This window comes from Deinococcus sedimenti, assembly GCF_014648135.1.
Taxonomy (GTDB): domain Bacteria; phylum Deinococcota; class Deinococci; order Deinococcales; family Deinococcaceae; genus Deinococcus; species Deinococcus sedimenti.
In genome coordinates, this window is the sequence record NZ_BMQN01000001.1 from 334,923 (window position 1) to 349,261 (window position 14,339).

14 protein-coding genes are annotated in these 14,339 nt (G+C 69.0%); 3 read left to right on the forward strand and 11 right to left on the reverse strand.

The features are described 5' to 3' along the window. Positions 1-10 precede the first annotated feature (10 nt). The 5 genes from IEY69_RS01665 to IEY69_RS01685 form a co-directional block, all read right to left on the reverse strand. Positions 11-496: a hypothetical protein gene (locus tag IEY69_RS01665; RefSeq protein WP_189071413.1), complete on the reverse strand. Its 486-nt coding sequence runs from the start codon at positions 494-496 to the stop codon at positions 11-13. Between the two features lie 222 nt (positions 497-718). After that, on the reverse strand, positions 719-1,207 hold the full coding sequence (locus IEY69_RS01670; protein ID WP_373290967.1) for an ATP-grasp domain-containing protein: 489 nt from the start codon (positions 1,205-1,207) through the stop codon (positions 719-721). A 33-nt stretch (positions 1,208-1,240) separates the two neighbouring features. Next, positions 1,241-1,618 (reverse strand): hypothetical protein, encoded by a 378-nt coding sequence (locus tag IEY69_RS01675; protein ID WP_189071415.1) that lies wholly within the window; start codon positions 1,616-1,618, stop codon positions 1,241-1,243. A 115-nt stretch (positions 1,619-1,733) separates the two neighbouring features. After that, positions 1,734-2,687, reverse strand: a complete 954-nt coding sequence (locus IEY69_RS01680) for a DUF1152 domain-containing protein (protein WP_189071416.1) — start codon at positions 2,685-2,687, stop codon at positions 1,734-1,736. Between the two features lie 93 nt (positions 2,688-2,780). Beyond that, a complete protein-coding gene (locus IEY69_RS01685; RefSeq protein WP_189071417.1) occupies positions 2,781-3,719 on the reverse strand; it encodes a nucleoside hydrolase in 939 nt (312 codons plus the stop codon). A gap of 391 nt (positions 3,720-4,110) precedes the next feature. On the opposite strand from IEY69_RS01685, the gene IEY69_RS01690 reads away from it, so the two are divergent. After that, positions 4,111-6,375 carry a RelA/SpoT family protein gene (locus IEY69_RS01690; RefSeq protein ID WP_189072311.1) on the forward strand — a complete coding sequence of 755 codons (2,265 nt, stop codon included), beginning with the start codon at positions 4,111-4,113 and terminating at the stop codon, positions 6,373-6,375. A gap of 134 nt (positions 6,376-6,509) precedes the next feature. Then, on the forward strand, positions 6,510-7,508 hold the full coding sequence (locus tag IEY69_RS01695; RefSeq protein ID WP_189071418.1) for a hypothetical protein: 999 nt from the start codon (positions 6,510-6,512) through the stop codon (positions 7,506-7,508). A 17-nt stretch (positions 7,509-7,525) separates the two neighbouring features. Here the strand turns inward: IEY69_RS01695 and IEY69_RS01700 are convergent, their stop codons facing one another. Beyond that, the gene (locus IEY69_RS01700) at positions 7,526-8,242 is read right to left on the reverse strand and encodes a YqjF family protein (RefSeq protein WP_229783551.1); all 717 of its coding nucleotides are present in this window, start codon (positions 8,240-8,242) and stop codon (positions 7,526-7,528) included. 229 nt (positions 8,243-8,471) lie between these two features. Between IEY69_RS01700 and IEY69_RS01705 the strand changes: the two genes are divergently transcribed. Continuing rightward, a complete protein-coding gene (locus IEY69_RS01705) occupies positions 8,472-8,930 on the forward strand; it encodes a PA2169 family four-helix-bundle protein (RefSeq protein ID WP_189071419.1) in 459 nt (152 codons plus the stop codon). A 172-nt stretch (positions 8,931-9,102) separates the two neighbouring features. Here IEY69_RS01705 and IEY69_RS01710 read toward each other — a convergent pair whose 3' ends face one another. From IEY69_RS01710 to IEY69_RS01730, 5 genes are all read right to left on the reverse strand, one after another. After that, positions 9,103-10,794, reverse strand: a complete 1,692-nt coding sequence (locus tag IEY69_RS01710) for a HAMP domain-containing protein (protein ID WP_189071420.1) — start codon at positions 10,792-10,794, stop codon at positions 9,103-9,105. A 79-nt stretch (positions 10,795-10,873) separates the two neighbouring features. Beyond that, entirely contained in the window at positions 10,874-11,278 is a 405-nt protein-coding gene (locus tag IEY69_RS01715; protein ID WP_229783552.1) for a hypothetical protein, read from the reverse strand. Further along, complete coding sequence (locus IEY69_RS01720; RefSeq protein WP_189071422.1) at positions 11,275-12,126, reverse strand: hypothetical protein; 852 nt, start codon at positions 12,124-12,126, stop codon at positions 11,275-11,277. Before IEY69_RS01720 ends, IEY69_RS01715 begins: the two co-directional genes overlap by 4 nt. 354 nt (positions 12,127-12,480) lie before the next feature. Beyond that, positions 12,481-13,125 (reverse strand): monothiol bacilliredoxin AbxC, encoded by a 645-nt coding sequence (abxC, locus tag IEY69_RS01725; RefSeq protein WP_189071423.1) that lies wholly within the window; start codon positions 13,123-13,125, stop codon positions 12,481-12,483. Positions 13,126-13,347: 222 nt separating this feature from the next. Then, on the reverse strand, positions 13,348-14,313 hold the full coding sequence (locus tag IEY69_RS01730; RefSeq protein WP_229783553.1) for a class I SAM-dependent rRNA methyltransferase: 966 nt from the start codon (positions 14,311-14,313) through the stop codon (positions 13,348-13,350). Between the last annotated feature and the right edge of the window lie 26 nt (positions 14,314-14,339).

Sequence of the window (14,339 nt, forward strand, 5' to 3'; positions counted from 1 at the left end):
CGGGCTTAGGTCAATTGCCGTACACGATGAAGACATCAGCCGTCTTGGCCCTGCTGGCCCCTTCCCGCTGAGACCCCATGGAGATGTACTTCCCGTTTTTCGTGGCGTATACGAGGAACTCCGCGCCACTCATGCGTGATTTCGGGATGACGTTGTACTTGCCGTAGGCCGCCTGAGCGTACCCGAACGCGCGGGTCTTGTAGATCAGGTCGTGGAAGGTCGAGCCCCAGTTCCGTGCGCCGTAGATCTCGATCCACTTCACGGAAATGCCCTGTGCGCGCGCGTTCGCCATGATGTCGGCTTTCAGTTGCTGCGCCCCAGTGTCGCAGGCTTGCTGCAGGTACGCGGAGCCAGAACTGGACGGGTACGTGATTTTCACCAGCCCATTGAAGGCGTGGGTGGGTTTGGTGACGCAGGTGGTGGCGGACAGTCCGTTCCCGGTCATTCCAGTGAGGGCGAGGGCCGCAGTCCAAGCGGTGAGAGAACGTGCATTCATGGTGACCTCCTTCGGGACATGCAGCGTAGGAACGCCATATGTCAACCCTCTGAGAGGTGGCAAAGCGGGCCCTCACGACCATGAGGACCTCTCATCTGACTGGGCGTCTTTCTGCCTGCTGGGCGCCCATCCGGCCTGCCCGGGCTGAGCCCATACGTGAGAAGGTCATGGAATCTGAACCTTCCAGCCGCTCCACTACTCCTGCCATCACCGCCCTACCAGTTAGTCAGGCGACGTCAACTGATGCAGGAGCCGAGTCCATAGGGTCAGCGCTGACACCTGACTTAGCCCCGTGAACTGCGCGTCCCCCACCTCGATGACGGTCCACGCGCCGGAGTCCAGCTGCCCCACATCCACACTCAGGTACGGCACGTCAAGGCGCAGACTGGCCTGCACGGCGCACCGGAGCATCTGCGTTTCCTCTGCCGGGTCCAGTTGGCGCTCCGGCGCCTGTTCCTCCCAGTAGAAGCCGTACGCCAGGACGTGATGCCTGAAGAGAAAGACACGGAATTCACGTCCCAGTGGAAACTGATCGTATGTGGTCGTGATGCGGCGCAGCGCCACCACTTCCCGCAGCACGACGTGACCACGTGAACGGCCCGGTCGGGCCAGCAGGTCACGGGCCAGACGCTGCACCTGCGCGTCATCCTGGGCCACGCAGGCGTCCCATCCCTCCTCCTTACTGGACTTGACGCCTCCCTTGAGAAACACCGGAAAGCCCAGCGTGCAGGCTGCCGCCTCCAGTTAGGCCGGGTCGGTCACCACCACGCTCCGGGGCGTCAGATCAGCCAGGAGCGGGTAGAAACGCGGGAATTCCATGGCTGTCCGGTTCTGCTCCGGGCTGTTCACCAGGAAGATGTTGTGGCGCCGCGCGGCGTCGTACACAGCCCGGTACCGTTCCGGCGTGGGAATGTACCCCACCCACACTCCCTGAACGGGTTCGGCGAACACTGGGACGTACGCGAATGCGCCTTCCAGCTGCGGGTCATCGTCCAGGGCGTCGGGCAGAGGAACGATGCGGCACCCCAGCAGACGGGCAGTGTCGGTCATCAACGTCAGTTCTCGCCCGTTGGTGGTGGTCTCATCCCGGAATTCAGCCTCGCTGAAGACGACGATCTGCATGACGTCCATTGAAGCAGAGGTGGACGGACGCCGTGGCCGCGTGTGACGGTGCTGGAGCGGTCCCCGTCTCGATTCCGGGTGAATGAACTCCGGGGGGTGCGGTACAGGGCGGTGGTCAGACGGGGATGTTCACCCTGGGTCGGATCGGGACTTCCTCGCGGTGGCGTTCGATCACGAGGCCCACGTCGCTCAGCGTGACGGTGTCCAGCATGGGCTGGTAGTACTGAATGCGGCGGGCGACGGCGGGCAGGTGGTACGTCCAGTACAGGCCCATCAGCGGGTTGATCCACAGTTCGCTGCCGTGGGTGCGACTGGTGGCGTGGTGGTTGCCGTACTGCCCGTTGATGGCGCTGACGATGCTGCTGTTCACGATGCTGGTGTAGCGGGGCATCATCTGGAAGACGGCCTCGCAGGCGTCCTTGTACTTCTGCACGGGCGGCATGTCGGGTGTGAGGCTGAACGCGCCCAGGTACGCGCCGCTGCGGGGCATTTCGGCGGTGGCTTCCAGGTAGTCGGCGTGCGAGACGCCGTGGAAGTGGTCTACGCCGAAGCCCAGGCAGGCGAGCAGCTTTTTCGGACCGCGTAGTTCGTTCACGGCGACGAGACTGGTGGCGTCCTCGTGCGGGGTGCCCAGCCCGGACTCGTCACCGCGCATGAGTGAATCGGTGCCGCCGTCCACGAGGATGACTGTGTCGATGTTCAGGTGGTTCACGAGGGCCTCGTAAGCGCTCTTCAGCGGCTGCACGCCCACCTTCCGCAGCGCGTACACGGTGCCCGGTTCGCCCTGAGTGACCAGCCATCGGCTCAGCCAGTATTCCGGGAAGTACTCGCCGGGCTGCGCGTTCAGGTCCGGCGTGACCGGCACCACCGCGTGCGGCAGCGGGCCGTTCGGGCTGAGGCCCAGGCTGGTGAAGGAGTAGTTCGCCAGGGTCACCTCCTTTCCATCGGCCTTCAGGGCGAAGTACAGCGGCAGCCCGCAGAACACGTCGAACCCGCCGCCCATCCCGGCGATCAGCACGCGGCGCGAGTCCTGAAGTTCCCGGAAGAAGGGCGGCTGAAGGGAATTCATCTGCGTCCATTCTCGCAGGCGGTGAGGGAGGCCGCCGCCCAGGTTCGCAGTCCGCTCGCGACTGCCGGGAACCGGGTTCTGGTTCGATCTCGGTTACGCCGGGTACGTCCCGATCCGGTCGCGCAGCAGTTCGAAGAAGCCGTCGGCTTTCACGTGGGTCATGACCTGTGCGTTGGGGGCGTTCCCGGTGACGTGCCAGAGGTCGGCGACGGTGCGGCCGTGGCTGGGGCCGCCGCTCAGGTCGATCTGGACGTGCATGGGTTGCACGGTGAACAGGTCGGGGCGCAGCAGGTACGCGACGGTCAGCGGGTCGTGCAGCGCGCCGCCGTCCCAGCCGTAGCGGTCGCGGTGGTGTTCGGCGAAGAACGCGAGCAGGTCGGCGACGAACGCGCCGGTGGGGGTGCCCAGGTCGCGGAACGTGGCCACGCGGGCGGGGTGCGCGATGGCCTGATGACTGGCGTTCAGGCCGATCATGGTCAGCGGCACGCCACTGCTGAAGACGACGTGCGCGGCGTGCGGGTCGGCCAGGGCGTTGAATTCGGCGGCGGGTGTCCAGTTGCCGGTGTCGGTGCTGCCGCCCATCCACACCACCTCCCGCACCAGCGGAACGATGTCCGGGGCGAGGCGGAACGCCAGCGCGACATTGGTCAGGGGTCCGGTGGGCACCAGGGTGATCTGGCCGGGGTGGGCGCGGACGGTGCGGATGATGAACGCGGCGGCGTGCTCGTCTTCCGTGCCGCGCGTGGGCGCGGGCAGGTGGGGGCCGTCCAGGCCGCTCTCGCCGTGCACGGCTTCCGCGCTGATGCGGTCCTGCACCAGCGGGCGGTCCGCTCCGGCGTACACGGGCACGTCGGACCGGGCGATCTGGCGGGTGATCAGGGCGTTGCGGGTGGTGCGGTCCAGGCCCACGTTCCCGAACACGGTGGTCAGGCCCAGCACGCGCAGTTCCGGACTGGCCAGCGCCAGGAGGATGTTCACGGCGTCGTCGTGACCGGGGTCGAGATCCAGGATGACGGGGCGGGGCGCGGTCATGCCCGTCAGTATGAGTGGTCGTGAACGGCTCTGTCCCCCGCCGGGATACCGGTCGAGCGTGAACTCATCGTAAGCCTCGTGCCATCTCTGTCAGGGGTTGGTCAGTAGACTGGAACCATGAAAGGCCTGCGTGAATTCGTCGACTGGCTGCGCGAGGTGCTGACCGGTGGTCCTCAACCTCAGCCGGTTCCGGTTCCCGTGCGCGTGCGTGAGCGCCGCTGACGGGCAGTAAGCGTCCCCCTTCTTCTTCCTGACGTCATGTTCCCGCCCACCCACGTGGTGGGCGTTTTTCTGTCTCGCGGGGGCGTGTCTGGTGCACGTCAGGTTCGGCGTGCCGGGGAACGCTATGCTGCGGGGCGTGCAGGCAGGCGCAGCGGACGGCGACTATGGAATGGGGGAACTCAGGGCGCTGATTGCGCCTCGGCCCGCAGGGGACCGGGAGAGGGTGGAGGCGGCGTTCGTCTTCGCGCGGGACGCTCATGCCGGTGTGAACCGCAAGAGTGGCGAGCCGTACATCACGCATCCGGTCGCGGTGTCGGTGATCCTGGCGCGGCTGGGCATGGACACCGAGAGCCTGATGGCGGGGCTGCTGCACGACACGGTCGAGGACGTGGACGGCGTGACCTTCGAACTCGTCGAGGAGCAGTTCGGGCCGGACGTGCGCCGCATCGTGGAGGGCGAGACGAAGGTCAGCAAGCTCAGCAAGCAGGGCTCGCAGGCGGCCGAGGTGCGTGAGTCCGGGCGGGACGTGCAGGCCGAGAACCTCCGGCAGATGCTGATCGCCATGACGGGCGACATCCGCATCATCGTGGTCAAGCTGGCCGACCGGCTGCACAACATGCGCACCCTTGGGAGCATGAAGCCCGAGAAGCAGCAGCGGATCGCGCGGGAGACCATGGACATCTTCGCGCCGCTCGCGCACCGCCTGGGGATCGGGCAGATCAAGTGGGAACTGGAGGACCTGAGCTTCCAGTACCTCTACCCCGATGACTACGCGTACCTGCAGTCGCGACTGCGGACCCGGCAGGAAGAGCGGCAGACGCTGATCGAGAACGCCGTGCAGCAGCTTCAGGATTCCCTGACGGACGACCTGGAGCTGCCGGAGTGGGTCAGTGACATCGACATCGCGGGGCGCAGCAAGCACCTGTGGAGCATTCACAACAAGATGCAGCGCGAGGGCAAGGGCCTGGAGCAGATCTTCGACCTGCTGGCGATCCGCGTGATCCTCACGCCGCGTGACCTCGTGGTGCCGCCCGGCACGGACGAGAAACGCCGCGAGCGGGCCGAGGAGACCCGCGAGAAACGCATCTGCTACCACACGGTCAGCATCGTGCACAGCGTCTGGACGCCGCTGCCGGGCCGCTTCAAGGATTACATCGCGGTGCCGAAACCCAACGGGTACCAGTCGCTGCACACGACCGTGATCAGCCCCAGCGGGCAGCCCATCGAGGTGCAGATCCGCTCCCGGCGCATGCACGAGGTCGCGGAGTTCGGGATTGCTGCGCACTGGATGTACAAGCAGGGCAGTCAGCTCGCGCAGCGCGACCGCGAGAACTGGATCACGCAGCTGCGCGAGTTGCAGAACGAGATCAACGATGCCTCGGACTACATGGACGCCGTGAAGGTGGACATCCTGTCGCAGCGGGTGCGGGTCTTCACGCCCAAGGGACTGGCGATCAGCCTCCCGGCGGGCAGCACCCCGGTGGACTTCGCGTACCACATCCACACCCGCATCGGCGAGACGACCGTCGGGGCGCGCGTGAACGGCAGCATCGTGCCCCTGTCGCACCGCCTGGGCAACGGCGACATGGTCGAGATCGTCACCAGCAAGAACGGCCATCCCAGCAAGGACTGGCTGAACTTCGCCGTGACCCGCTCGGCCCGCACGAAGATCCGCCATCACTTCCGCGCGCAGGAACGCAGCGAGGCGCTGCAGCACGGGCATGACCTGCTGGAACGCTACCTGCGCAAGCGGCAGCTGGCCGTGCGGCAATTGATGCGCACCAAGCTGCTGGAGGACGCCGCGCAGAAACTCATGGGCTCCCGCAACCCGGACGACCTGTACCTGGCGCTGCACGCCGGGAAACTCACGCCCAGCGCCGTCGGGAAGGTCCTGTCGCCGCAGCTGGCGCAGGAGCAGGCGTCCGGCCCGGCCCGCCGCGCGCCCGTCCCGAAGGCCCCCGAGCCGGGCGGCGTGTTCGTCGAGGGCTTCAGCACGAACACCAAACTCAGCCAGTGCTGCACCCCCATCCGGGGCGATCAGGTCATGGGGTACCTGACGCGCGGCCGGGGCGTCAGCGTGCACCGCATCGACTGCCCGAACATGATCCGCCTGCTGAAGGACGAACCGGAACGCTGCGTGGCCGCCTCCTGGGAGGCCGGTACGCCCGGCAGCGTGCTGGTGGACGTGGACGTCATCGCGCCCGACCGCGCCGGGCTGCTGGCGGACGTGCTGGGCGTCCTGGCGCGCGAGAAGCACAGCCCCACCAAGGTGGAGGCCGTGGTCGGGCAGGAGGAGATCGCCGTGATTCACCTGCGCCTGAACGTGTCCGGGCACGGCGACCTGGAAAGCATCCGCCGCGCGATCCTCACGGTGAAGGGCGTGCAGGACGTGATCCGCGTGGGCGGACGCAAACGCAACGGCGCGAGCGCCTGACCGACGACAGGGCCGCAGGAGCAGGCCAGGGATGGGCGGCCCATCCCGGACACTCGGCGCCCCGCTCAGCACCGCAGGCGGCACCCCCACAGGCTCCTGAATCCTGCCGTGGACCGCTGCTCTAGACTGCGCGCATGTCGCAACCCACGCCCGGCCCGCGCCCGGCCCCGCTGACCCTGCTGCCGGACCTGGGGGACCTGCTGCGGCTCCACCCGCAGTTCAACGCGGGCACCGTCACCGAACTCCTCGCGCACCTGAACGTCCGCGAGGTCCTGTGGGCCAGCAGCGAGGACCCCGACCACCCGCTGCGGGACGCGCTGCCCGCCGCCGGGACCCTCATCCGCGAGGGCTTCACGGCCGACTGGGCGTGGGCGGACGCGGAGCACGAGCAGCTGCTGGGGTTCCTGAACCAGTACCCGCAGGCCCGCGAGCGGCTGCGCCGGGCACAGGCGGCAGAGCAGGCCCTCGCGGCGCTGGTCACCGCGCCGCTCAACGCCGCCCGGATCACCTCACCCGCCTTCCTGGCCGAGGTGCAGGCCACCCGCGCCGACGTGCGGGCCGCGCTGGACGAGGGACCCGGCACCCGCTGGCGGCACCGCCGCCTGACCGAACTGGCCGCGCGCCTGACCGGCCAGACGGGCGTGCTGCTGGTGCCGCTCGATGACCTGCCAGACCTGCTGGCGTTGCTGCCCGGCGCGGCCCTGCCGGACCTCACCGGTTTCCAGGCCGCAGAGGCCAGTCGCGTGCGGGCGCTGGCCGACCGCGCCTGGCAGCTGCACGAGGACGACGACCTGAACGCCCTGCTGGCCGCCCTGGACCGTGAAGCCGGGGACCGGGTCACTCCCCGCGCGGAACTGGAGGCCGCCGCGGCCGGCATTCACCTCGCCGTGGGGGACCTGGAGGGTGCGCGCGCGCGGCTGGAACGCGCCGCGCACGCCCTGACCGACGATCAGCCGCGCAGTCTGGCCGGGCTGGTTCTCGCCCGCCTGGGGCAGGTGCGGGACGCGCTGGGTGACCGGGAACTCGCGCAGCGCACCTACCGCGCCGCGCTGGCCCTGAACCACGCGCCGCAGGTGGCGCGCGACGCCGCCCAGGCCGGACTGGCCGAGGCGTTCACGCTCACCCTCACCTGATCACCGCCAGTACCTGATCACCCCTGCTTCCGGGCGGGGAGGCGCAGCGGCTCACGCCACCACGCGGTCACGTCCAGCCGCTCGGCGTGCAGCAGGTGGGGCGGGCCGCTCAGGTCGAAACCCAGGCCGTGGCCCAGTGTGTTCACGCGGATGTCGGCCTGCGCGGCCCGCAGCGGCCAGGGCACGTGATGAATGCGTCCGCGGTACACGCGGCCCGCCGCGTCCGCGCTGAACAGCAGCAGCCGGTCCGTCACCCACGCCTCCAGACTGTTCGGGTCCGGGTCGAGTACTGGTCCGGTGGGCCGGTACGCACCAGCGAACGCGCCCGGTCCGGTCCGCAAATCCGTTCGCACACTCGCGTAGCGGGTGACGTCCCCGCTGCGGTCCACCCACATGCGCGCCTGCCGGTAGGGCAGGTGAAAGAACGTGCGGGCCAGCGCGGCGGCCAGGGGCTGCGTGACGTCCAGCGAGTAGAACCACACGCCCGGCTCGCCGTTCACGGTCACGTATGTCCGCAGGTTCAGCTCCGGAAAGGCACTCAGGCCCGGCACGGCGGGCACGAGGCGCGGCGCGACGTCCTCCATCCGGAAGGGCACGGCCGCCACGTACGCGTGGCCGGCGCGGGTGTCCACCTTCACGCCGGGCGGCAGGGTCGCCTGCACCGCCCCGGGCGGCACCTCCCAGTGCATGAAGCAGAGATCCAGCCAGCGCATCCGCAGCACCCAGGGCGTCATGTCCGCAGTGCAGCACATTCCACCCTCCAGCCACCAGGGACAGGGAAGAACATGTGAACTGACCCAAGTGCGGACCAACCCTGCGTGAACACCGCCTTGGTGGAGTTATCAGGTGCGTGGCCCGGCAACCTTCTAACCTGACGACGTCTGACTCGCCTGATCGGTCGGCGCCCTGGCAGCAGGACGCGGAACCGGCGGCCAACCACACCACTTCACAGGAGGCACCACCATGACCATGACCAATGAGAACGTCCTCGATAAACTCCAGTACATCCTCGGCACCCTGCGCGACGGCGAGAAGGGCTTCGCGGACGCCGCCGAGCACGCCACCGACCCCAGCCTGAAGAGTCTGTTCTCCGAGCGGAGCGCCCAGCGCGCCCAGATGGCCAGTGACGTCGAGGCGCACATCGCCCGACTGGGTGACCAGCCCCGCGAGGGCGGCAGTGTCGGCGCCGCCCTGCACCGTGCGTGGCTGAACGTCCGTGACGCCCTGACCGGCCGCGACGATACCGCCGTGGTCGCCGAAGCGGAACGGGGCGAGGACGTCGCGGTCGAGAACTACCAGGACGTTCTGAAGGCCGAGGGACTGCCTGCCGACGTGCGCAGCTTCGTGGAAGGCCAGTTCACGAAGGTCAAGGCCAGCCACGACCAGATCCGTGACATGAAGCACAGCATGGAAGCTCGCTGATCCAGCGGCACTGAACCCCCAACGGCAGGCCCCCCGCGTTTTCGTCGGGGGGCCTGCCGTTGCGCTGTCCTTCTCAGCTGCTCGCTCTGCGGCGCAGGTCTTCGAGTCCGCTCGATTCAGAGGTACTGAGCAACCCCTTCAATACCTCTGAATCCTGCTGTCAGACCTGTGATCAGCTGCGGCGGCGGCGGCGCAGTCGGTCCATCGCCGAGTCCAGACTCAGGCGCATGCGTTCCAGCGCCTGCGCGAGGTCACCGATCTCGTCGTTGCGTTCGGCCCGTACTGGGCGGCTCAGGTCACCCATGCTGATCGCGTCGGCCACCCGCACGAGTTCCTCGATGGGCTGCACCACGGCGCGGGCGGCCCGCAGCGCGAGGTACGCCGCGATGCCCAGCGCCAGCAGCGACACGAACAGCACGAGCGCCAGCGTGCGGCGCAGCGCGGCCTGCTGCTGACCGTTCTCTACCCCCACGGCCACGGTGTACAGGACGTTCTCGGCGTTGGTTTCACTGGCCCGCTCGCTGCTCACGACGCGTTTGCCGTTCTCGTCCTTCACGGTGATCTGCTGAACGATGTAGTTCACGTTCGTGACGGTCTGGTTGGCCGGATCGGCCGCCGCCTTCTCCAGCTTCTCCACATCGTTGGCGGTGCCGCCCATCGTCCGCATCTCGTTGGCTTGCTCGCGGTACAGCTTGGCCGGCGAGATGGTATCCCTGAACGCGGAGCTGTTGGGATTCTCGATCAGCCAGTTACTGACCTGGGCGTTCAGCAGGTCGCTGACCTTGGGCGTCTGACTGGAGAAGTAGCGCGAACCGTCGCGGAGTTCGACCTGCACGAACCCCACGCTGGAGTTGTTCACGAGGGCCTCGAGCTGCGGCGCGATGTTCTGGCTGCCGCGGGTCGGGTCGATGTTGCTGGCTACGGCCACCGCCACCGCCTGCGCGTTGCGCTGCACCAGATTCTGCTGCAGGCCCGGGAGCGTCAGGGCCAGCACGCCCAGCGTCAGCAGGCTGGACACGCCCAGCGGGACCAGGGCTCCGATGGTCATGCGATTGCGCAGGCTGCTGCGGCGCACCTTCGGTCCGTGATCTCCGTCCGGCAGCGCCGCCACGATCGGCTCTGCGCTGGGCCCGCTGGGCACGGTCGGCACCTCGGCGGCGGGTGTGGCGGCCGGCGTGGAATCGGTCAGGGTCAGGGCGCCCGTGAAGTCCGACCAGACGTCCGCTGCCGGATCTGCCGGCTTGGCAGCCGGTTCCGGCACCAGGGGGGCGCCGAACGCCGTGGCGAATGGGTCGGGGTCCACGTCGGGCTGCGGGGGTGGCATCAGGGCCGTGGCCGCGTCGTTCGCGAACGGGTTCGCGGTGGGGGCGGGTGCCGGCGCGTTCCATGGCACGGCCGGCATGAATTCGCTGGGCAGGGCGCTGCTGGTGGGAACGGACTGCCCGGCCGGCGCGGCGAACGGGTCAGGCAGCGCGCCGCTGGCGCCCGGGAATTCCACCTCCGGCCAGATGCCGGACAGGGACACACTGGGTTCGTTGCGGTCGGGCGCCAGGGGCGCGTCGTCGCTCAGGCCAGCGGCTGGTGCGGCGGCGCGGGGCGTGGTCAGGGCCTGGAACGGCTCGCTGATGACGCTGGTTTCCTCGCGCACTTCTTCCAGGGTCACGTCCGCGCCGACCGACTGGAACATGCTGAGCAGCAGTTCGGCGCGGGCGCGGCCGGTGGGTTTCATCAGGCGGCCGGTGCGGCGGTCACTCAGCCGCTGGGCTTGCTCTCCACTCAGGCCGAAACGTTCGCGCAGCTGCTGCTCCAGTTCCGGTTTACGTTCGGTTTGGACGGGCTGTCGGATGAGGACCGTGTACTTCATGGGTGTGCTCCAGGGGCCGGTGCGCCAGTGAACTGGGCGGTGAGGGACGGAAGGTTCAGGCTGAGCGGCGGGCCGGCGGTCACGTCACGCCCCGTTCCCGCAGCAGGCGCGCGAAGGCCTGCACGCGCTCCGGGGTGAGCTGCTTGGCCAGGGCGGAGAGCGTGGCGTTCAGGGTGGCCTGATCGCCCAGGTCGTCGAGGACCTCGTCGACCATCACGGCTGCGACCGGGCCGACCACGCCGGTCAGGCACTGGATGATCCGGTCGGCGAGATCGTCACTGACCGGCAGGTCGCGCTGCGCGGCGCGCGCCACCCACGCGGCGGCGGCGTTCAGGCGTTCCTGCACGTCCGGAACGGTCATGCCGGACAGGCGGGCCACCTCGGTGATGTCCCGCTGGCCGTCCACGTGATGCAGGACCCGCCACACGCTGAACGGTAGCGGCGTGCCGTCCTGCAGGCCGTCAGGCCAGACCGGGGCGGTCACCGGTTCTCCAGGCCGGACGCGGCCCATTCAGGCTGCTCCCGGAGGTTCGTGATGGGCAGGTCTACCAGGCGTAGCCCCAGACGGCTCAGGGTGCCGCGCAGGGCGTCGGCCAGTGCCGGGCGGAACTCGTCGACCGGCACGTCCTCCTGAACGGTCAGCCGCCCGCCCTGGAACGTCACGTCCTGCGCGAACGGGTCCAGGCAGGGGTGCATGTCGGCCAGGCGCATGGTGACCTCCTGCCACGCGGTCTCCAGGGGATGGGCCCGGTTGGTGGCACTCAGCAGGTCCTGCCAGAACTGCAGCAGATCCTCGCGGTTCGATTCGGAATGCGGGGAGAACAGCCACGCGCCCGCACCGTCGGCGGGCAGGTCGCCGGCCACCAGTCGGCCGGCCAGCCAGTAGCTGCACGCGGCGCCACTGAGGATCAGGCCGTGGTAGTGACTGCGTTCCAGCTCGGCGCGGGCGGCGGGCCACGCGGCGGGCGCGGGCCGTCCCTCGACGTCGCGGGTGGCCCACAGGAGGTCCACGAGGCGCGGGGAGAGTTCCGTCAGGCGGACGTGGGCGCGGGGAAGGCCCTGCATGACGGTGCTCCAGCCGACGTTCTGTCCGCTGCTGGTGTAGCCCCCGAGCAGGGTGCCCTGATTCCACAGGAACCGGGCCCAGCGGTTGCCCTGCCAGGCATCGAAGACGCCGGTGAACTGCTGGCCCTGACGGACGGACAGGTCAGCGGTGACGTCGGTCCAGGGGTAGTGATCGGTGCTGAGAACGCCGTACACAGCGGCGTCGAGCGGCACGGCGACGGGGTGCGTGAGCTTCGGGGGCGCGGAGGGGGCAGTGGGATCAGGCATTCGACTTCCGGGTGAGGTCAGGATGAGGCGGCAGGCGGGGCGTGGTCTGAGCTCCTTAAGGGATACCCCATCATGACACCCCGCGCCGTCTTACGTGCCGCTTACACATGTACGAAACCGCACGCTGCACCCCCCGCTCCATGAGGCTGACCTGCTGCGCCGTGCTTAGTTCGGCAGGCACGACCCGCTCGATGTGGTTCGGCCAGAACAGCCATTCCTGAGCCGTGAACAGGTGGAGGCGGTCAGGAATTCCCTGACCGCCTCCATCCTGCACCCTTCCGCTCTGGTCAGGCGTGCGCTCCACTCCACCACTCTGTGAGGCCGCCTGAACGTCATCCGGGGACGTCCCGTTCCTCAGCCCAGTTCGGTCAGCAGTTCCTGCACGCGGGCTTTCAGGTCCCCGCGGCCCTGCGGGGCGCCCAGCTGGTGCAGCCCACCGTGGTACGCGTCCGGATCGCCGAACAGGCGGGACAGCAGGTCGAACTCCCGCTGGCTGCGCAGGCTGGCGTCGTCACGGAACATGTTCACGTACTGGTCCTGGAAGGCCCAGTCGCTCAGCTGCCCGTCCAGGAAGGCGCGCATCAGGCGGCGGTAGGGTTCCACGTTGTCGTCGGTCGCGACGCTTGCCACGCCCTCGCGGACGGGCACGTGAGCCTCGAACACCGGCCCCAGCGCCTGCGGGGTGATGTCCCAGTTGTTCACCTCGAACTGCGGCTGCCCGTCACGGAACAGGATCAGCTGCGGGCTGTGGTGAATCAGGCCGGTGCGCTCCGCGACGTGGTTGCTGGCGGGGCGCCAGTCCACCACGCGGATGAAGCCCACGGGCAGGTCGTGGCGCTGCAGGAAGGTCTCCAGCACGCCGAAACCCTGCATGGTCTTGTGGCAGGTCCCGGCCTTGAACACGGCGGCCAGCGGGTACTCGGTGAGGAACTGGTCCACTTCCTCGGGGGTCGTCAGGGGAACCAGAACCTGCGCTTCAGTCTGAGCAGCTTGCGTCATGCGCCCAGCATAGCGCCCGCTTTAGAAAACGAAGTGAGGCAGGGCACAAGGCCCGGCCTTCCCACTCATCCGGATGCCGTCTGTTTCATTGACCACCCGGACGGGCACCGGGTTGCCCACTCCACGCCCGGAACCCGTTTCGCTCCTTCTCTGCTCCGCAGCTCTGCGAGTCGCATCCGCTCGGGTTCAACGTTTCTGAAAACCCTTCAACCGGAGGCCGGATCAGTCCAACTGCCACACGTGCACCTTCAGGTGCCGCGCGCCCGGATAGTCCTCGCCCGCACCGAACCGCTCCTGTACTGTCCCGCGCCGCCCCGCCTCGTCCACACCCGCGCCCGCCATCCGCTCGAACGCCGCCGCGTTCACGCCCGCGTGGTTCAGCAGCGCCAGCACCTGCCCACCCGGCGCCGTCACGCGCGCAGCCAGCGTCATCAGCCGCGCGTAGTCCCGCTCCGAGCGCCACACGCCCGCCTTGCCCCGCGCGAAACTGGGCGGGTCGAGCACCACCAGATCGAACACGTCCCCGCGCCGCTCCAGTCGCGCGAGCCACTCGAACACGTCCCCGAACAGGAAATCCGTGTCCGGCGCGGCCAGCCCGCTCAGGGCGTAGTTCTCCTGCCCCCACGCCAGCACCTTGCGGGACAGGTCCACGTTCTTCACGACCGCCGCCCCGCCCAGCGCCGCGCTCAGGCCGAAGCCGCAGGTGTACGCGAAGGTGTTCAGCACCCGCCGCCCCGCCGCGTGCTCCCGCACCCACGCTCGTGCCGGACGGGCGTCCGTGAACACCCCCACGCTCAGGTCCGCGCCGGGGCGGATCAGCAGCGGCACCCCGGCCTCCAACGCCGTCAGTTCAGGCCGCGCCTCGCCCCACATTGGGTCCGGCGGGGACAGGTCCTCACGGGCCACGTTCGCCGCGTGCCGCGCCTCCACCGGCCGCCGCTTCAGGTACACCCCCGCCAGCCCCGCCGCCTCGCCGCACGCCGCCGCGAGCGCCGCCTCGTCCGGCGGGGTCAGGGGCACGTACAGGCTCAGCACCCCGGCGTCCCCGGCGACGTCCAGCGTGAACTGCCCGCCCGTCTCGGTCAGGTGCGCGGTGCGGTACACGGTCGTGCCCGACGCGGGCAGCGCGGCGCGCGCCGCGAACAGGCGAGGCAGATCAGGCAGGTGCAGCGGGTGGAACTCGGTCACACCCGAGTCTAGCGGCCCCGCCCCGC